Annotated in this window: 15 protein-coding genes; 2 read left to right on the forward strand and 13 right to left on the reverse strand. The window is 70.5% G+C overall.

The annotated features are described in order from the left end of the window. Nucleotide 1: 1 nt before the first annotated feature. From secD to pgsA, 12 genes are all read right to left on the reverse strand, one after another. A complete protein-coding gene (gene secD, locus KY5_RS06510; RefSeq protein ID WP_098247091.1) occupies nt 2-1741 on the reverse strand; it encodes a protein translocase subunit SecD in 1740 nt (579 codons plus the stop codon). Between the two features lie 166 nt (nt 1742-1907). Beyond that, nucleotides 1908-2369 (reverse strand): preprotein translocase subunit YajC, encoded by a 462-nt coding sequence (gene yajC / locus KY5_RS06515; RefSeq protein WP_098241309.1) that lies wholly within the window; start codon nt 2367-2369, stop codon nt 1908-1910. Between the two features lie 197 nt (nt 2370-2566). Next, nucleotides 2567-3640 (reverse strand): Holliday junction branch migration DNA helicase RuvB, encoded by a 1074-nt coding sequence (ruvB, locus tag KY5_RS06520; RefSeq protein WP_098241310.1) that lies wholly within the window; start codon nt 3638-3640, stop codon nt 2567-2569. Between the two features lie 64 nt (nt 3641-3704). Further along, nucleotides 3705-4313: a Holliday junction branch migration protein RuvA gene (ruvA, locus tag KY5_RS06525; protein ID WP_098241311.1), complete on the reverse strand. Its 609-nt coding sequence runs from the start codon at nt 4311-4313 to the stop codon at nt 3705-3707. Continuing rightward, the gene (gene ruvC, locus KY5_RS06530; RefSeq protein WP_098241312.1) at nt 4310-4900 is read right to left on the reverse strand and encodes a crossover junction endodeoxyribonuclease RuvC; all 591 of its coding nucleotides are present in this window, start codon (nt 4898-4900) and stop codon (nt 4310-4312) included. The genes ruvA and ruvC overlap by 4 nt, the downstream gene beginning before the upstream one ends. Before the next feature lie 112 nt (nt 4901-5012). Continuing rightward, nucleotides 5013-5765 (reverse strand): YebC/PmpR family DNA-binding transcriptional regulator, encoded by a 753-nt coding sequence (locus KY5_RS06535; protein WP_098241313.1) that lies wholly within the window; start codon nt 5763-5765, stop codon nt 5013-5015. 79 nt (nt 5766-5844) lie between these two features. After that, the gene (gene pdxT / locus KY5_RS06540; RefSeq protein WP_098241314.1) at nt 5845-6450 is read right to left on the reverse strand and encodes a pyridoxal 5'-phosphate synthase glutaminase subunit PdxT; all 606 of its coding nucleotides are present in this window, start codon (nt 6448-6450) and stop codon (nt 5845-5847) included. Then, nucleotides 6450-7364 (reverse strand): pyridoxal 5'-phosphate synthase lyase subunit PdxS, encoded by a 915-nt coding sequence (gene pdxS, locus KY5_RS06545; RefSeq protein ID WP_098241315.1) that lies wholly within the window; start codon nt 7362-7364, stop codon nt 6450-6452. The genes pdxT and pdxS overlap by 1 nt, the downstream gene beginning before the upstream one ends. A gap of 178 nt (nt 7365-7542) precedes the next feature. Further along, entirely contained in the window at nt 7543-8088 is a 546-nt protein-coding gene (locus KY5_RS06550) for a hypothetical protein (RefSeq protein WP_098241316.1), read from the reverse strand. Between the two features lie 129 nt (nt 8089-8217). Further along, nucleotides 8218-9381, reverse strand: coding sequence for a glycosyltransferase family 4 protein (locus tag KY5_RS06555; protein ID WP_098241317.1), 1164 nt, complete (start codon nt 9379-9381; stop codon nt 8218-8220). Further along, on the reverse strand, nt 9378-10298 hold the full coding sequence (locus KY5_RS06560) for a phosphatidylinositol mannoside acyltransferase (RefSeq protein WP_098241318.1): 921 nt from the start codon (nt 10296-10298) through the stop codon (nt 9378-9380). Before KY5_RS06560 ends, KY5_RS06555 begins: the two co-directional genes overlap by 4 nt. Then, a complete protein-coding gene (pgsA, locus tag KY5_RS06565; RefSeq protein ID WP_098241319.1) occupies nt 10295-10966 on the reverse strand; it encodes a phosphatidylinositol phosphate synthase in 672 nt (223 codons plus the stop codon). Before pgsA ends, KY5_RS06560 begins: the two co-directional genes overlap by 4 nt. Before the next feature lie 258 nt (nt 10967-11224). On the opposite strand from pgsA, the gene KY5_RS06570 reads away from it, so the two are divergent. Next, the gene (locus KY5_RS06570; RefSeq protein WP_098241320.1) at nt 11225-13423 is read left to right on the forward strand and encodes an elongation factor G-like protein EF-G2; all 2199 of its coding nucleotides are present in this window, start codon (nt 11225-11227) and stop codon (nt 13421-13423) included. Between the two features lie 181 nt (nt 13424-13604). Beyond that, complete coding sequence (locus tag KY5_RS06575; protein ID WP_098247092.1) at nt 13605-15272, forward strand: hypothetical protein; 1668 nt, start codon at nt 13605-13607, stop codon at nt 15270-15272. A gap of 52 nt (nt 15273-15324) precedes the next feature. On the opposite strand, the gene KY5_RS06580 is transcribed toward KY5_RS06575, so the two are convergent. Next, entirely contained in the window at nt 15325-18516 is a 3192-nt protein-coding gene (locus KY5_RS06580) for a M20/M25/M40 family metallo-hydrolase (RefSeq protein WP_098241321.1), read from the reverse strand. Between the last annotated feature and the right edge of the window lie 15 nt (nt 18517-18531).

Here is an 18531-nt window from a genome sequence, read left to right on the forward strand (position 1 = left end):
CTCACGCCTCCTTCGGGTCGACGGGGGCGGAGGCGGTGCGGGACCTGCGCAGCGGCGGCTTGGCGCCGAGCCGCTTCGGGTCGAGTCCGGACCACTTGTGGCCGTTCGCGAAGAACTTCTTGCGGGCCATGAGCGTCATCAGCGGCTTGGTGAAGAAGAACACCACGACGACGTCGAGCAGGGTGGTCAGACCGAGCGTGAACGCGAAGCCCTGCACCTTGCCGACCGTGACCACGAAGAGCACCGCGGCGGCGAGGAACGAGACGAAGTCGGAGACCAGGATGGTGCGCCGGGCGCGCGGCCAGGCCCTCTCGACGGCGGGGCGCAGCGTGCGTCCCTCGCGGACCTCGTCCCGTACGCGTTCGAAGAACACGATGAACGAGTCCGCGGTGATACCGATGGCAACGATCGCACCACACACCGCTGGCAGGTTGAGCGCGAACTTAATCGTCGGGCCGAGCAGCGTCATGATCGCGTACGTCAGCGCCGCGGAGACCAGGAGGCTCGCGATGGCGATGAGCGACAGGCCGCGGTAGTAGACCACCAGGTAGATGATGACCAGGGCGAGGCCGATGGCACCGGCGATCAGACCCGCCTTGAGCTGCTCGCCACCGAGCGCCGGGCTGACCGTGGTGACGCTCTGCTCGTGGAAGGTGAGCGGCAGGGCGCCGTACGAAAGGACGTTCGCCAGGTCCTTGGCGGACTCCTGATCGAAGCTGCCGGAGATCTCGGCGTTGGCGCTCAGGGTCGTGTTGACGCTGGGGGCCGAGACGACGTCGCCGTCCAGGACGATCGCGAACTGGTTCTGCGGGGGCTGCTGCTGCGAGAGCTTGCTGGTGACCTTCGCGAACTTCTTCGAGCCGCCCTTGGTGAAGGTCATGTTGACGACCCAGGCACCGGAGTTCTGGTTGATGGTCGCCTGCGCCTTGCCGACGTCCTTGCCGTTGACCTCGGCGGGGCCGAGGACGAACTTGTCCCAGGTCTTGCCGTCGGGGCTCTTGCCACAGGCGACGGTCGGCTCGGACGGCTTGACGCCCTGGCCCGCGGCGACGCGGGCCTTCTTGTCCGTGCAGTCGAGCTTGGTGAACTTCTCCTGCAGCTTGGCCGTGGCCGGGTCGGCGGACGGGGTGGGGTCCTTCTTCCCGTCCTTGTCCTTGTCCGAGGCGGGCGGCGTCGGGGCGTCCTTCAGGGCGTCGCTGACGGCACGGCCCTGGGAGGTCGGGGTGGAGGTCGGAGAGGTCGCCTTGTCGGTGGCCTTGTCCTTCTCGTCCTTCTTGCCCTTGTCCTTGTCGGCGCCGGTCGAGGCGCTGTCGGACGGCTGGGGCGTCGGCTCACCAGGGGCCTGCGTGATCACCGGGCGGAAGAAGAGCTGAGCGGTCGTACCGACCTGCTCGCGCGCCTGCTTCTCGTTCGTCCCCTTGGGGATGTTGACGATGATGTTCTTGTCGCCCTGGGTCTGAACCTCGGCCTCGGAGACGCCCAGACCGTTGACGCGGTTGTTGATGATGTCAACCGCGGTGTTCATGTTGGTCGGGTTGATCGCGTTCTTCTGGCCCGGCTCGTTCTTCGCCTCGAGCGTGATGCTCGTACCACCGGCGAGGTCGATGCCGAGGCGCGGCGTGGTGTGCCCGGAGAGGAACATTCCCCCGGTGAGCGCCACGAGGGCGATCAAGATGAAGACCAGTGAGCGGCCCGGCTTGCCCGGCGCGCTCTGCCTTCGGCCCTTCTTCGGTGCTGCCACCTTCTCGTTCTCCCTGTCCAACCGCCCGACATCCGGTCTGCCCCCTTACCGTGCGAGGAGGTCCCGGGCGGGCGGCCATGAAGTGGTGTCGAGACTCGGCGTGAAGTACCACGTGATCCGGGGACCGCGGCACGCGAGCGGCGCGCACCGCGGTCCCCGGTCGTGGCTACTTCGCGTCGGACTCGCCGTCGGTCTTCTTCGGCTGCGCTTCGTCGGCCTCGGCGGCCGCGTCCTTCTTGCCGAGGTCGATGGGCGAGTCGTCGGAAGCGTCGGCGGGCTCGTCGGTCTCGGTCAGGGAGGAGGCGTCGTCAGGAACGACGGGGGCGTCCTCGTTCAGGTCGTCCTCGGTGCCGTGCACGATGCGGTTGTACTCGTCGTCGTCGAGGACGGCGCCGATCGAGTTCTTCGCGTAAACCGCGTGGACACCGGGGGCCACCTCAAGGAGGACGGCTTCGTCGTGGACCTCCTTGACGGTGGCGTACATGCCCCCGATCGTGCGGATGCCGGTGCCGGGCTGCATCTCGTTACGCATCGCCGCGGCGGCCTGCTGCTTCTTCTTGGCCGAGCGGGTCATCAGGAACATGGCCCCGATGAGCACGATGAACGGGAGGAGGGTCACGATATTCACGGGACGGAGTTTCCTTCGCACGACCGCGCAGGTAAGCGGCCATTGGGATGGGGGTGGGCACGCCGCCCGCAAAGGCGGCATCGGCGGAGTCTAAGCGAGTCCGCACCTAACGAACAACGCTCAGCATGGCACCGCAGTTCCTGAGGGGTCGACTCTCCGCGCCGTTCTCCTTCACGCGCGGCGTCGTCTCGCCGATATCACGCCCCGAAGAGGTCCTGTTGTCCCTTTCCGCCCGCCTGACGTGGCGGCACGAGGCCGAGATGCGCCCATGCCGCGGGGGTGGCGACGCGGCCGCGCGGGGTGCGGGCCAGCAGGCCCTCCCGTACCAGGAAGGGCTCCGCCACCTCCTCGACCGTCTCGCGCTCCTCCCCCACCGCGACCGCGAGCGTCGACAGGCCGACGGGGCCGCCGCCGAACAGCTTGAGCAGGGCCTCCAGGACGGCCCGGTCGAGGCGGTCGAGGCCGCGCTCGTCCACTTCGTAGACCGCGAGGGCCGCGCCCGCGATGTCGCGGTTGATCTCGCCGTCGGCCTTGACCTGGGCGTAGTCCCGCACGCGGCGCAGCAGGCGGTTGGCGATGCGGGGCGTGCCGCGGGAGCGCCCGGCGATCTCGGCCGCCCCCGCCGGGTCGATCTCCACGTCGAGGAGCTGGGCGGAGCGGTGCACGACCCGCTCCAGCTCGGCGGGCTCGTAGAACTCCATGTGCGCGGTGAAGCCGAAGCGGTCGCGCAGCGGCGGCGGCAGCAGGCCCGCGCGCGTGGTGGCGCCGACCAGGGTGAAGGGCGGCAGTTCGAGCGGGATGGCGGTGGCGCCCGGGCCCTTGCCGACGATCACGTCGACGCGGAAGTCCTCCATCGCCATGTAGAGCATCTCCTCGGCGGGCCGCGACATCCGGTGGATCTCGTCAAGGAAGAGAACCTCGCCCTCCTGGAGGGAGGAGAGGATCGCGGCGAGGTCGCCCGCGTGCTGGATGGCGGGGCCGCTGGTGATGCGGATCGGGGCGCCCATCTCGGCGGCGATGATCATCGAGAGGGTCGTCTTGCCGAGGCCGGGGGCGCCGGAGAGCAGGACGTGGTCGGCGGTGGCACCCCGCGCGCGGGCCGCGCGCAGCACCAGGTCGAGCTGCTCGCGGACCTTCTCCTGGCCGATGAACTCGCCCAGGTCCTTGGGGCGCAGGGCGGCCTCCACGGCCTGGTCCTCGCCGTCGGCGGACGCACCGACCAGTCGCTCGGCCGCGACGGCAGCTTCGTCGGTCGTGTCGTCCCAGTTCATGCGGTGTGCCTCGCGATGCGGTTCAGGGGGTGGCAGGCGGCTGCGGGGGGCTGGCGGAGAAGGGCTAGCGGGTGCGGTTCAGGGTCTGGAGCGCCGCCTTGAGGAGCTGGCCCACCTGCGGCGACTCCATGGCCTCGGCCTGCGGGGTGACGGCGGCGACGGCCTCGTCGGCCTCGCGCGTGGCGTACCCGAGGCCGATCAGCGCGGCGTGCAGCTGGTCGTGCCAGCCCGCGGTGACGGCCTTGCCGATCGCGGGTCCTCCGGTGCCGAGCGGCTCCCCCAGGCGGTCCTTGTACTCCAGGAGGAGCTTCTGGGCGCCCTTCTTGCCGATGCCGGGCACGGCCGTGAGGGCCTTCTCGTCGCCGGTGGCGACCGCGCGGCGCAGCGCGTCCGGGCTGTGCACGGCGAGCATGGCCTGCGCCAGGCGCGGCCCGACGCCGCTCGCGGTCTGCAGGAGCTCGAAGGTCTGGCGCTCGTCGTCGTCCGCGAACCCGTACAGGGTGAGGGAGTCCTCCCGTACGACGAGGGAGGTGGCGAGCTTGGCGTGCTGGCCGACGCGGAGCGTGGAGAGCGTGTTCGGCGCGCACTGGACGGCCATGCCGATGCCGCCGACCTCGACCACCGCGGTATCGGGGGCGAGGGCGGCTACGGGGCCGCTGACGAAGGCGATCATGCGGTACGGCCTTTCTGTGCTGTGGAGGTCTTGGACGCTGCGGTCTTCGCCGCGTGCAGCGCCGCGGCCTGCTGGAGGCGGTTCTGGGTGACGGCCTGCTGGAGGCGGTTCTGCGCGGGGGCGCGCCAGATGTGACAGATGGCGAGGGCGAGGGCGTCCGCGGCGTCGGCGGGCTTGGGGGGCGCGTCGAGCCGCAGGAGGCGGGTGACCATGGCTCCGACCTGCGCCTTGTCGGCGCGGCCGCTGCCGGTGACGGCGGCCTTGACCTCGCTGGGGGTGTGCAGGGCGACGGGGATGCCGCGACGCGAGGCGCAGAGCATGGCGACGGCGCTGGCCTGGGCGGTGCCCATGACCGTGCGCACGTTGTGCTGGCTGAACACGCGCTCGACGGCGAGGACTTCGGGGTCGTGCTCGTCGAGCCACTGCTCGATGCCCTGCTCGATGGCGACCAGCCGGTGGCCCAACTCGGCGTCCGGCGGGGTGCGGACGACACCGACCCCGCGCAGGGTGAGCGGGCGCCCGGCGACTCCGTCGACGACCCCGACACCGCACCGGGTCAGCCCCGGGTCCACACCCAGTACCCGCACCGAGCCCCCTCCATCGATCGCCTGTTTGTGCAGGGTATCGGGGACCTCTGACAAACCGACAAAGCGACGGGCCGACGGGGGTGTCCCCGTCGGCCCGTTCGTTGACTGCCTGTCAGGCGTCGACCTTCGCCATGACCTCGTCCGAGACGTCGAAGTTGGCGAAGACGTTCTGCACGTCGTCGCTGTCCTCCAGGGCGTCGATCAGCTTGAAGATCTTCCGCGCGCCCTCCTCGTCCAGCTCGACCTGCATGGTCGGGACGAAGTTGGCGTCCGCCGAGTCGTACTCGATGCCCGCGTCCTGGAGCGCGGTGCGGACCGCGACCATGTCGGTGGCCTCGGAGAGGACCTCGAAGGACTCGCCGAGGTCGTTGACCTCTTCGGCGCCCGCGTCCAGGACGGCGCCGAGGACGTCGTCCTCGGACAGCTCTCCCTTGGGAACGATCACGACGCCCTTGCGGTTGAAGAGGTACGAGACGGAGCCCGGGTCGGCCATCGAGCCGCCGTTGCGCGTCATGGCGACGCGCACGTCGGACGCGGCACGGTTGCGGTTGTCGGTGAGGCACTCGATGAGCACCGCGACGCCGTTCGGGCCATAGCCCTCGTACATGATCGTCTCGTAGTCGGCGCCACCCGCTTCGAGACCGGCGCCGCGCTTGACCGCCGAGTCGATGTTCTTGTTCGGGACCGAGCTCTTCTTGGCCTTCTGGATGGCGTCGAAGAGGGTCGGGTTACCCGAGACGTCAGCCCCACCGGTGCGGGCCGCCACCTCGATGTTCTTGATCATCTTCGCGAAGAGCTTGCCGCGCTTGGCGTCGATCACGGCCTTCTTGTGCTTCGTCGTAGCCCATTTAGAGTGGCCGGACATCTGCCTGTCTCCTTCGCGTTACCCAACAACCAGTACGAACTCTCCCAGACCTTAAGGCCCCGGGGGATCCCACGAGATCCTACAAGGATCCCGCGCGCCCGTTCCCTCGCACCATGTCCACGAACAACGCGTGGATGCGGTGGTCGCCCGTCAACTCGGGGTGGAACGAGGTGGCGAGCGCGTTGCCCTCGCGTACGGCGACGATGTGGCCCTCGTGCTCGGCGAGCACGTCGACCTCGGCGCCGACCGACTCCACCCAGGGGGCCCGGATGAAGACACCCTCCACGGGGTCACCGTCCACGCCGTTGACGCCGACGGACGCCTCGAACGACTCGTTCTGCCTGCCGAAGGCGTTGCGTCGCACGATCATGTCGATGCCGCCCACCGTCTCCTGGCCCGAACGCGGGTCGAGGATCTTGTCGGCGAGCATGATCATGCCCGCGCAGGTGCCGTAGACGGGCATGCCGTCCCGCACGCGCGCGCGAAGGGGTTCCAGGAGGCCGAACAGGGCGGCCAGCTTCGAGATGGTGGTGGACTCGCCGCCGGGGATGACCAGGCCATCCACCTCGGCGAGCTCTTCGGGGCGCCGGACCGGCCTGGCCACGGCGTCCGCCGAGGCCAGGGCGATCAGGTGCTCCCGCACGTCCCCCTGAAGAGCGAGGACGCCCACGACGGGAGAGGTCATCACCAGCCCCGGTTCGCGTAGCGCTCGGTCTCCGGCAGGGTGTCGCAGTTGATGCCGACCATGGCCTCGCCGAGGTTGCGGGAGGCGTCCGCGATGATCTTCGGGTCGTCGAAGAACGTGGTGGCCTTGACGATCGCGGCGGCGCGCTTGGCCGGGTCGCCGGACTTGAAGATGCCGGAGCCGACGAAGACGCCCTCGGCGCCGAGCTGACGCATCAGGGCGGCGTCGGCGGGGGTGGCGACGCCACCGGCGGAGAAGAGGACCACGGGGAGCTTGCCGAGCTCGGCGGTCTCCTTGACCAGCTCGTAGGGGGCGCGGAGCTCCTTGGCGGCGGCGTACAGCTCGTTGTTGTCGAAGCCGCGCAGCTTGGCGATCTCGTTCTTGATCTGGCGCAGGTGGCGGACGGCCTCGACGACGTTGCCGGTGCCGGCCTCGCCCTTGGAGCGGATCATGGCCGCGCCCTCGGCGATGCGGCGCAGGGCCTCGCCCAGGTTGGTGGCGCCGCAGACGAACGGGGTCGTGAAGGCGAACTTGTCGCTGTGGTTGACCTCGTCGGCCGGGGTGAGGACCTCGGACTCGTCGATGTAGTCGACGCCGAGGGACTGGAGCACCTGGGCCTCGACGAAGTGGCCGATGCGGGACTTCGCCATGACCGGGATGGAGACGGCCTCGATGATCTCTTCGATCATGTTCGGGTCGGACATCCGGGCGACGCCGCCGTCCTTGCGGATGTCGGCGGGGACCCGCTCCAGCGCCATGACGGCGACGGCGCCGGCGTCCTCGGCTATCTTCGCCTGCTCGGCGTTGACGACGTCCATGATCACGCCGCCCTTGAGCTGCTCGGCCATGCCGCGCTTCACGCGCGCGGTGCCGATCTCGGGCGTCGGGTTGCTGCTGGAGGGGGTGCTGGACACGGAGTTGACCTCGCTCGCTGAAGAGGATTTCTGCAGCTCCGAGGAAACTCCCGGACACCAGGCCACAGCAAGGGCCAATGGGTGACCGGTGGCTCATTTTCCGGGGACGTGGCTGGTCAGAGCCGTGTGGGACCTTGCCGACCTGCGCTTTCGTGTCTCTCCGGAGACGTGCCGTCGGCTACGCGGTCGCCCGGTCCGCCAGTGCCACCGGCGGCTCGTCGTCCATCTCGAACGCCATCGGGAACGGCGCGTGCCCCGCGAGCCGGAACCAGCGGACCTTGCGGTGCCTGCGCAGCGCCCTCGCCGCGCGCACCGCGTCGTTGTGGAAGCGCCTGGCCATCGGCACCCTGCGTACCGCCGCGGCCAGTTCGGTCGCCGCCTCGTCGCCGCCGGGCGCCTCGCGCAGCGCCTCGACCTGTCCGGCCTCGCCGAAGATGGCCCGCAGCGCCTGGCTCAACTCGCTCTCGGCGACCTCGCGCTGCTCCTCCTCCGCCTGCCGTGCCGCGTGGGCCGCCTCGTAGAGCACGATCGAGGCGGCGGGGTCGAGCACGCCGGAGGTGGCCAGTTCCTGGGCGACCGAGGCGCGGCGCAGCAGTTGTGCGTCGAGGGCGGCGCGGGCCGCGTCGATGCGCGCGTGCAGGCGGTCGAGTCTGCCCGCGGTCCAGCTCAGGTAGAGGCCGATCGCGAAGAGGGCGGCTGCGATCCAGATCAAGGTGGAGGTCACGGGCGGCAAGGGTACCGGGCGGGGGCGCCTCGAACCGGGGGCCGGGTCCGGGCTGCCCGGGCCTTTTCGGGGGCTTCGCCGCCGGGCCCCCGGTCCTCAAACGCCGGACGGGCTGGATTTCTCCCCGGCTCAGCCCTTCTGCGCCAAGCCGAAGCGCGCCCGCAACCCCGTGCGTTCGTCCGCGGCTACCGACGCCGCTCCGTCCGTCACCGTTTCGTAGACCGCCAGGATGTCCGCGCCGACCGTCGACCAGTCGAAGCGGCGTACGTGGGCGCTGCCCCGGTCGCGCAGGCCCGTGCGGCGGTCCGGGTCGGACAGGAGGCGTACGGCCGCCTTGGCCAGGGACTCCGCGTCCTCGTTGGTGAACAGGTCGCCCGCCGCGCCCTGGTCGAGGACCTGGGCGAAGGCATCCAGGTCGCTGGCGAGCACCGGGGCGCCCGCCGACATCGCCTCGACCAGGATGATGCCGAAGCTCTCGCCGCCGGTGTTCGGGGCGACGTACAGGTCGACGCTGCGCAGCAGCCGTGCCTTGTCCTCGTCGCTGACCATGCCGAGGAACTCGACGCGGGAGCGCAGTTCGGCGGGGAGGGAGGCCACCGCCTCGTCCTCGTCGCCGCGGCCCGCCACCAGGAGACGTGCCTCGGGGCGTTCGGCGAAGATCTGCGGCAGGGCCTTCATCAGCACCGGAAGGCCCTTGCGGGGTTCGTCGATGCGGCCGATGAAGCCGATCGTCTCCCCCTGCCACTCGGGCTTGGGCTCGGCCTCGGCGAAGAAGTCGACGTCGACGCCGTTGGGGATGACGACCGCGTCGCCGCCCAGGTGTTCGACGAGGGTCCGGCGCGCGTACTCGCTCACCGCGACGCGCGCGCTGATCTTCTCCAGGGCGGGCTGCAGGATCGGGTACGCGGCGATCATCGCCCGTGAGCGCGGGTTGGACGTGTGGAACGTCGCCACGATCGGGCCCTGCGCGGCCCAGCAGGCGAGCAGGCCGAGCGAGGGTGAGGCGGGCTCGTGGATGTGGATGACGTCGAACGTGCCGTCGTGCAGCCATCGGCGTACCCGCGCGGCCGAAAGGAAGCCGAAGTTGAGCCGCGCGACCGAGCCGTTGTACGGCACGGGAACGGCCCGGCCCGCCGACACGACGTACGGCGGAAGCGGTGTCTCGTCGTCGGCGGGAGCGAGGACGGAGACCTCGTGCCCGAGGCGGATGAGGTGCTCCGCCAGATCGCGGATGTGGAACTGGACGCCGCCCGGCACGTCCCAGGAGTACGGGCAGACGATGCCGATCCTCACGAGCGCCCCTCCGGCCGAGCTTCGTCGGGGCGGGGCTCCAGGTCGGCGAGCCACAGACGCTGCAGCATGTGCCAGTCCTCCGGGTGGTCGGCGATTCCCGTGGCGAAGGCGTCGGCCAGGGCCTGCGTCATGACAGACGTCTTCTCGGCCTTGGTACCTGTCTCGGGGACGTCGATGGGTGGGTGGACACGGCCCTTCATGACGGGCGAATCGTCGTACCAGAGGGTGACGGGAAGCAAGAGCGCGCCGGTCTGCTGGGCGAGCATCGCGGGCCCCGCGGGCATCCGGGCGGTGTCTCCGAAGAACTTCACCTCGACTCCGGAGGCCGACAGGTCGCGGTCGGAGACGAGACAGACCAGGCCGCCCGCGCGCAGTCGGCGGGCCAGCGTGCCGAAGGCGGATCCGCCGGTGTGCGGCAGGACCTCCATGCCGAGGCTCTCGCGGTAGGCGACGAAGCGGTCGTAGAGCGTCTCGGGCTTGAGGCGTTCGGCGACGGTGGTGAAGGGGGTCTCGAGCTTGGTGGTGACCCAGGCGCCCGCGAGGTCCCAGTTGCCCAGGTGCGGGAGCGCGAGGACGACGCCCTTGCCGGACGCGAGCCCTTCGGTGAGGTGGTGGACGTCCTTGACGTCGAAGCCGTTCTTGACCCGCTCCCTGCTCCAGGAGGGGAGACGGAAGGACTCCATCCAGTAGCGCAGGTAGGAGCGCATGCCCGCCTTGGAGAGCTCGGCGAGCCGCTCCGGCGTGGCGTCGGGCACCACGCGCGCGAGGTTGGACTCCAGGCGCAGGACGCCCTTGCCCCGCTTCTTCCAGACCGTGTCGGCGATGGTCCTGCCCAGGCGGTCGGCGACCGGCTCCGGCAGCTTCTTGACGGTGCTCCAGCCGAGCCCGTACAGCGCGTCGGTGAGTCGGTCCTTCACTGCGCGGCCTCACTCTCCTGGGCCTGCGCGGCCGCGGCGGCGTCCGCCTCGGCGGACTCGCGGCGCACGGTCACGACCCGCTGGACGAGGGTGACGGCGCTGCCCGCGGCGACGATCCACAGGGCGATGGGCAGCAGGACCTGGATGCCGGGCACGCCGAACTTGTGGAGCCCCGCGAGACCCGCGGCGACCAGCGTGATCACCAGGCGCTCGGCGCGCTCCACCAGGCCGTTGACCGCCACGGGCAGGCCGATCGCCTCGCCGCGCGCCTTCGTGTACGAGACCACCTGGCCGCTGGCCAGACAGAAGAGGGAGACGGCGCACAGGATGTTGTCGTCGCCGGAGCCCGCGTACCAGAGGGCGAGGCCGCCGAAGATCGCGCCGTCGGCCACCCGGTCGAGCGTGGAGTCCAGGAAGGCGCCCCAGCGGCTCGAGCGGCCGAGCTGGCGTGCCATGTTGCCGTCGACCAGGTCCGAGAAGACGAACAGCGTGATGACGATCGTGCCCCAGAAGAACTCTCCCCTGGGGAAGAAGACCAGCGCTCCCGCCATGACACCGGCCGTGCCGATGAAGGTGACCGCGTCGGGGCTGACCCCGCGGCGGATCAAAAACGCGGCGAACGGTGTGAGGACACGCGTGAAGAATGCACGCGCGTACTTGTTCAGCATGGCCTTCCCGAGGGGTCGGTGCGCCGCGCGGCCCCGTTGGCCACCGGCTGGCCCATCGTAGTCACGACGTTGACGCACCGGCTCGCCCCCTCACGTTCGCGTACGACGTATGGACGCAGAGTGACCCGAGTGGAAAGCTCGAAGGCACCGCGGGCGTCGCCGGAGCCGACCCGCACGCGGCCCCGCGTGTCCGCGAGCAGCCAGCATCCCCGAGGGGGCTGAGCCTCCTCACCGCGCACGTAACCGGGAGGCCAAGGCATGGGCGACAAGGCGAACGCACACCCCGGAGCCGCCGGCAGGGCAGCATCGGCCGACCACCCCGCGTCCGTACGGAATGTGGTGCTGGTCGGCCACAGCGGATCGGGCAAGACGACTCTGGTGGAGGCCCTCGCGCTGACCGCGGGGGCGGTGAACAGGGCGGGCCGTGTGGAGGACGGCGGCACCGTCTCCGACTACGACGAGATCGAGCACCGGCAGCAGCGCTCGGTGCAGCTGTCCCTGGTCCCCGTCGAATGGGGCGGCTACAAGGTCAATCTCCTGGACACACCCGGCTACGCGGACTTCGTCGGGGAGCTGAGGGCCGGTCTGCGCGCCGCGGACGCGGCCCTCTTCGTCGTCTCGGCGGCGGACGGCGTGGACGGCGCGACCCGCATGGTGTGGGAGGAGTGCGCGGCGGTCGGCATGCCGCGGGCCATCGTGATCACACACCTGGAGTCGGCCCGCGCCGACTTCACCGAGATGACCCGCACCTGCGCCCAGGCGTTCGGTGCGGACGACCCCGACGCGGTCCTTCCGCTGTACCTGCCGCTCTACGGCGAGCAGGGACCGGACGGGCACGCTCCGGTCACCGGCCTGATCGGGCTGCTCTCGCAGCGGATATTCGACTACGCCTCCGGCGAGCGCAAGGAGTCCGAGCCGGGCGCCGACCAGCTGCCGCTGATCGAGGAGGCGCGCAACAAACTGATCGAGGGGATCATCGCCGAGAGCGAGGACGAGTCCCTCATGGACCGCTACCTCAGCGGCGAGGACATCGACTTCACGACGCTCGTGGACGACCTGGAGCGGGCCGTGGCGCGCGGCATCTTCCACCCCGTGCTCGCCGCGGCACCGGCCGCTGAGGGCGCCCGCCAGGGCATCGGCACGGTCGAGCTCCTCGAACTCATCACGGGCGGCTTCCCGACGCCGCTCGAACACCCCGCGCCCGCCGTCACCACACCGGGCGGCAAGCCGCGGCCCGCGCTCGCCTGCGACCCTTCGGGGCCGCTGGTCGCCGAGGTGGTGAAGACGGCGTCCGACCCGTACGTGGGCCGCATCTCGCTCGTCCGCGTCTTCTCCGGCACCCTGCACCCCGACGAGACCGTGCACGTCTCCGGGCACGGCCTCGCCGACCGGGGGCACGAGGACCACGACGTCGACGAGCGGATCGGCGCGCTCTCCTCGCCCTTCGGCAAGCAGCAGCGCGGCCTCACCCACTGCTGCGCGGGCGACCTGGCCTGCGTGGCCAAGCTGAGCCGCGCCGAGACCGGCGACACCCTGTCCGCCAAGGACGATCCGCTCCTGATGGAGCCCTGGGACATGCCCGACCCGCTCCTGCCGCTCGCCATCCAGGCGCACAGCAAGGCCGACGAGGACAAGCTCTCGCAGGGGCTCTCGCGCCTGGTCGCGGAGGATCCGACCATGCGGCTCGAACAGAACCAGGACACCCACCAGGTGGTCCTGTGGTGCCTGGGCGAGGCGCACGCGGACGTGGCACTGGAGCGGCTGCGCAGCCGGTACGGGGTGCAGGTGGACGTCGTGCCGTACAAGGTCTCGCTGCGGGAGACGTTCGCGGGCAGGTCCGGTGGCCGCGGGCGCCACGTGAAGCAGTCCGGCGGGCACGGGCAGTACGCGATCTGCGAGATCGAGGTCGAACCGCTGCCCGGCGGCAGCGGCATCGAGTTCGTCGACAAGGTCGTCGGCGGCGCGGTCCCCCGCCAGTTCATCCCGTCCGTCGAGAAGGGCGTGCGCGCGCAGGCGGCGAAGGGCGTCGCCGCCGGGTACGCGCTCATCGACGTACGCGTCACGCTCCTGGACGGCAAGGCGCACTCGGTGGACTCCTCCGACGCCGCGTTCCAGACGGCGGGCGCGCTCGCGCTGCGCGAGGCCGCGGCCGACGCGCGGATCCACCTCCTCGAACCGGTCGCGGAGGTACAGGTGTTGGTCTCCGACGACCACGTGGGCGCGGTGATGAGCGACCTGTCGGGCCGCCGTGGCCGGGTCGTCGGCACCGAGCAGGCGCCCGGCGGGCGCACGCTCGTGCGGGCCGAGGTGCCCGAGATCGAGATCGGCAGGTACGCGGTGGACCTGCGGTCCCTCTCGCAGGGCACCGCGCGCTTCACTCGTGCCTACGCGCGCCACGAGCCGATGCCCCCGCAGCTCTCCGAGAAGATCCGCGAACAGGCGGCGGACGCCTCGTAGTTGCGCGGCGTCGATCACCGCCCGCACCGGGTGGGCGGTGATCGGCCGCATTCCGTCGTCCGCTGACGGATGTCGGTACGCCCGGATACGCTGATGACCTGATCAACAGATGTGCCGGGCGGCAACAGGTGTGCCGGGCAGTGAAGTCGGGAAGAGCCGCAGCAGCGAAGGCGTCGCGGCGATGGGGGCGGCAGTGGCGGACGATGGATTCGACTTCAGGCCGGGGGCCCAGGTCCCGCTCTCCGGCGCGGCCGGACAGACCGCGGCGACACATGCCCTGGCCTCGGCCGCGTACCGCGACAGCGACGTGGACGAGATCCTCACGGCCAACAACGAGTGGCACAAGTCCGAGGTGAAGCCCGGCCTCTGGTCGCTGTTCAAGCCGAGCCTGGGCGAGGCGTTCGCGCGCACCGTGCAGGTGCGGATGCTCGGCGGCGGCCGCAAGCCGCTCATCCAGTCCTTCGGCATAGAGCCGCAGGCGGTCGTCGAGCACTGCCTCGCGGCGAGCAACATCCGCAAGCAGCGCGACAGTTGGCTCACCGCCGTGATGGTCCTGTGCGGGCTCCTCTTCCTGCCGGGGCTGCTCGTCTGGCTCGCGGTCTTCACCATCAGGCGGCAGGTCGCCAAGAGCGAGAACAAGCGCGCGGGCGCGCTCGCCACGGCCGTGCTCGTCGCGGTGGGCGTGCTCGCCGTGCTGTTCCTGCTCAAGCTGCCGTTCGGCGGCTTCTGGGCCTGGTACCTCCGGGCGGCGATCGTGCTGCCCGTGGTGGGCTGGTTCCTGGCCAAGCAGATCGCCGAGCGCACGGCACGGGACATGCGCGATCGCTGGTCGGGCCTGCTCGCGGGCGGCGGCATCGGCGCGAAGATCCCCGAGGCGGTGCCGGGCAGCCCCGGCGAGACGGCCGCCGAGCGGCTCCGGCAGGGCCTCGCGCGGCTCTCCGCCGAGCAGCAGAGCAACTCCGTCTTCTACGCGGGGCCCAAGGGCATACTGGGCATGGGCACGCGCTGGGGCAGCTGGCAGCTCGCGGAGGAGCTGGTGCCCGCCGAGGAGGGCAAGGAGATCCACCCCTTCCGCAGCTGGGACGTCATACGCGCGGTGCACGACCAGCTCCGCATGCTGGAGCGTGGCCCCCTGCACACCGGCGGCTTCCCGACCCCGTCGATAAAGCACTGGGTCGTCTCCCCCATCGGGGAGAACGCGAAGGCGGTGGCCCGTCCCAGCGGCACGGACGTCGAGGCGTTCCAGGTCCGCGGCCACGAGATCCAGCGCATCTGCAACGAGCAGCAGTTCGGCAGCGGCGACCGGCACTACCTGGGCGTCCAGTTCACCCTCTGGGACGGCCAGTTGGTGATCACGATGCTGATCACCGTGACGGTGCTGCACGAGACCCTGCGCATCGAGGTCACCGGGCACGCGCTCGGCCCGGTGCACTCGCTGTTCACCAGCAAGCCCTCCCCCAAGACGAAGACGGTCGCCAAGCCGATCAAGTTCTGGGAGACCACCACGCGCAATCTGCCGCTGGTCGACGCCGACGAGGTCGTACGCCTCGCGGTCCGCGCCCCCTTCACCTGGTACCCGCCGCTGCTCGACTACCTCGGCGGCAACCTCTCGCTGCCCGAGCCCTTCGGCCTGCGGCACGCCTGGGCGGACCGGCCCTGGCGGCACCGCTTCATGGCCGACGACGCGCTGCGCGCGGCCACGCCCGTGCTGCGCGTGGTGCACTCGGCCGCGATCAAGGTCCTCGACGAGAACGGCGTGAACACGGAGAAGTTCGGCAGCCGTTCCGGCTTCCTCAGCGGGATGATCCAGGACCCCATGCCGAGGAAGGCGGACGTGTACGACGCGTGAGCCGAAGGGGCGGTGGGGTGCGCGCACCCCACCGCCCCCGGTCGAGCGCCGATCAGATGGCCTGCCACAGGGCGGGAACGTTCGGCGGCTCCCAGCCCGGGTAGGCGGTGTGGCCCTGGATGCAGCGGTAGCGGACGCCGTTGTAGGTCACCACGTCACCCGCCTTGTAGGTGGCACCCAGCTGCCAGGTGGTCTCGCCGCCGCCCGGCACCGTCAGGGTGTACGTGGTGGTGTGGGTGGCCTGGCCGCTGCCGGTGAAGGTCAGCGTGTACGTCCCGGCGGTCGTGCCCGCCGCGACCGAGACGGTGGCCGTCGCCGAATCGCCCGAGAGCACCGCGTCGGGGCTGATGGAGACGCTCACTCCTGACGGGGCCCCCGCGGCCGCGAGCGCCACCTTCTGCGCCGAGCCACTGGTGGTGGCGGTGGCGAGGGTGACCTTCGCGGAGGAACCGGGCTCGACCGTGCCCGAGGCCGGGTTGGCGGAGAGGGAGAAGTCGTCCGTCGGTGCGGGCTTGTCGCTGACGGACGTCTTCCAGACCGCGTACGCGAGCCCGTCCGAGCTGCGGTCCAGCGAGGTGGCGCTGACGTTGGCGGTGGTGTCACAGGCCGAGTGGTAGCACGAGTCGTACGAACGGCCCGCGGTACCGCCCCACTTCGCGGCCTCGGCCGCGGACTTCGTGGCGGAGGCGCCGGTGGCGTAGCCGGAGGTCGGGATGCCGACGCTCTGGAAGGAGGCGTCGTCCGAGCGGCCCTGTCCCTCGACGTTCTCCTGGGGTGCGAGGTTGAGGGAGGTCCAGTAGTCCCGCAACGGCACCGAGGCGGCCGAGTTCAGGTTGTTGATGAAGTACCCGGCGTTCGTCGAGCCCACCATGTCGAAGTTGTAGTACGCCTTGATCTTGGCGCGCTCCGTGCTCGACAGGGACCTGGCGTAGTAGTCCGAGCCGTTCAGGCCCTTCTCCTCGTCGGTCCACCAGGCGAAGCGGACCCGGTTCTTCATCGTGGGGTTGTTCTGGGCCAGGCTCAGCGCGGCCTCCAAGATCGCGGCGGATCCCGAGCCGTTGTCGTTGATTCCGGGGCCCGCGGCCACGCCGTCGAGGTGCGCGCCGAACATGTAGACGTTGTCCGCGTCGCCCTGCGGCCACTCGGCGATCAGGTTGTTGCCCGCGCCCGCGGAGCAGCCGGAGGCGCAGCTCTGCTCGGTGACCTTGTATCCGGCCGCTTCGAGCTTGCCCTTCACGTACGCGAGGGATTCGCGGTAACCGGCACCGGTGGCGCGGCGGTTGCCGCCGTTCTGCGTGGCGATGGTGTTGAGCTGGGCCAGGTGCCCGCGCACCTTCTCCACGTCGATGTCCGGCGGCTGCGTCGGGTTGCCGCCACCGCCCACGGTCAGCGTGTACTGGGCGGTGTGCGTCTTGGTGCCCGCGGTGCCCGTGACGGTGATCGGGTAGGTGCCGGGCGTGGTGGACGCCGTGGTGGTGATCTTCATGGTGGCGTTGGAGCCGGACGTGACGGTTCCCGGGTCGAACGAGACGTTCACGCCGGTCGGCGCGCCCGAGGCGGTCAGCGAGATCTGCTGGGCGCTGCCGGTGACGGTCGTGGTGTTGACCGTGGCGGTGGTCGAGGCGCCCGGCTCGACCTTCCCCGAGGCAGGGCTGAGGCCGAGGGAGAAGTCGCTCTGCTGCCCGGAGCAGGTCGGGTCACCGCTCTGGGCCGGGATGCTGATGGCGTCCCAGGCGGCCTTGGTGGCGTTGAACAGGTCGCAGCTCGCGTCGAGGTTCTTCGCCGAGGTCAGGGTGGCGCTGCGGTAGCGCTTGTACGTCATGCCGCTGGTCTTGAGCAGCATGGCGCCGTAGAAGATCTTGCCGGCGTTCTTGTTGCCGATGCCGGTCACCTGCTGGTTGTTGCAGGTGGGGCTGTTGGGCTTGCCGCCGCCGGGGTTGGAGCCCTCGGCGAGGAGGTAGAACCAGTGGTTCATGGGCCCGGCCGCCTTGTGCTCCTCCGTGTTGGGGATCGAGGCGGAGTAGCAGTTGGGGTCGTTGTTGACCCGGCTCGGGTCGTACATGTTCCGGATCGGGCCCCGGCCCTGGAGGTTGATCATTTCCCCGACGGTGTAGTCGGGGGTGTCGTAGGGCGCGGGCTCGTTGATGTACGCCTCGGTCAGGGCGCCCATGATGTCGCCGGTCGCCTCGCCCAGGCCGCTCTCGTGGTTCGCGCCGCCGGGCGTGTTGGAGTCGAGGCCGTGGCCGAACTCGTGGGCGACGACGTCCACTCCGGCGATCCACTCATTGGCACTGTTGTGGCCGATGGTGACGGAGGAGCCGTCCCAGTAGGCGTTGAGCTCGTTGAGGCCCACGCTCACCGGCCAGCTGCCGCCGTTGCCGTTGTGCCCGTTGCGGCCGAACCACTCCTTGAGCATGTTCGACTGCTTCTGCGCGGCGAACATCACGTCGACGCAGCCGGTCTCCCTGCTGGTGGGGTTGCCGGTGCCCCAGTCGTCGGTCGCCTTGGAGAAGACGCTGCCCTGGTAGCTGGAGCACTGGAGGCCAGGACGCGTGGTGTCGCGCAGCACGTAGTTGCTGCCGGACCGGGAGGTGTCGATGGTCAGCGGGTCGGGGCCGTTCCACTTGCTGTGTCCCGTGCCCGCGCGCACGTCGTCGTAGGTGTCGATGACCTTGCCGGTGAGGGCGTTGACGAAGACGTGCAGCTTGCTGGGGTCGCCCGCCTTGGTCCTGCCGGACAGCTTGGTCTCCCAGGCGAGCGCGGGCGCGTCCTTCTTGACCCGGACGACCAGGCGCTTGGAGTCGACCTTCTTGACCGACGCCAGCTTCGTACGGCTCGTCCTGACCGCCTGCGCGGCCGTCACCTTCGCCTTGGTGGTGACCGCGATCCTCGCGTCGGTCGCGGCCCGCACGTCGCGGACCTTGCCCTTGCCGTCGGCGAGGACCACCGCGTCTCCGCCCACCACCGGCAACCCGCGGTAGGTGCGCTCGTACGCGACCGAGTAGAGGCCCTTGACCCAGGGCGTGACCTGGTGTCGGTCGTACTGCTCCTCGGGGCCCTTGGCCAGCGAGTCGAGGCCGCTGCGCACCGCCTTGTCGGCGGCGGCGACGGCTCTCGCGAGGGGGTCCGGCTTGCCCGCGGCGGGCGCGGTCCGTGCCGCCGCCGAGGCGAAGGAGGCCGGTACCGTCACCCCCGCGAGTGCCAGGGCCAGGGTTATCCCGGCCGCTGCGGATCTTCTGAGCATCACGGCTCCTTGTGA

The sequence above is a fragment of the Streptomyces formicae genome, assembly GCF_002556545.1.
GTDB lineage: Bacteria > Actinomycetota > Actinomycetes > Streptomycetales > Streptomycetaceae > Streptomyces > Streptomyces formicae_A.

Coding starts and splice junctions, on each gene's coding strand:
- KY5_RS06575 (WP_098247092.1), top strand. CDS start 13,605: ATGGGGGCGGCAGTGGCGGACGATGGATTCGACTTCAGGCCGGGGGCC.
- KY5_RS06535 (WP_098241313.1), bottom strand. CDS start 5,765: ATGTCCGGCCACTCTAAATGGGCTACGACGAAGCACAAGAAGGCCGTG.
- ruvB (WP_098241310.1), bottom strand. CDS start 3,640: ATGAACTGGGACGACACGACCGACGAAGCTGCCGTCGCGGCCGAGCGA.
- pgsA (WP_098241319.1), bottom strand. CDS start 10,966: ATGCTGAACAAGTACGCGCGTGCATTCTTCACGCGTGTCCTCACACCG.
- pdxT (WP_098241314.1), bottom strand. CDS start 6,450: ATGACCTCTCCCGTCGTGGGCGTCCTCGCTCTTCAGGGGGACGTGCGG.
- KY5_RS06580 (WP_098241321.1), bottom strand. CDS start 18,516: ATGCTCAGAAGATCCGCAGCGGCCGGGATAACCCTGGCCCTGGCACTC.
- ruvA (WP_098241311.1), bottom strand. CDS start 4,313: ATGATCGCCTTCGTCAGCGGCCCCGTAGCCGCCCTCGCCCCCGATACC.
- KY5_RS06570 (WP_098241320.1), top strand. CDS start 11,225: ATGGGCGACAAGGCGAACGCACACCCCGGAGCCGCCGGCAGGGCAGCA.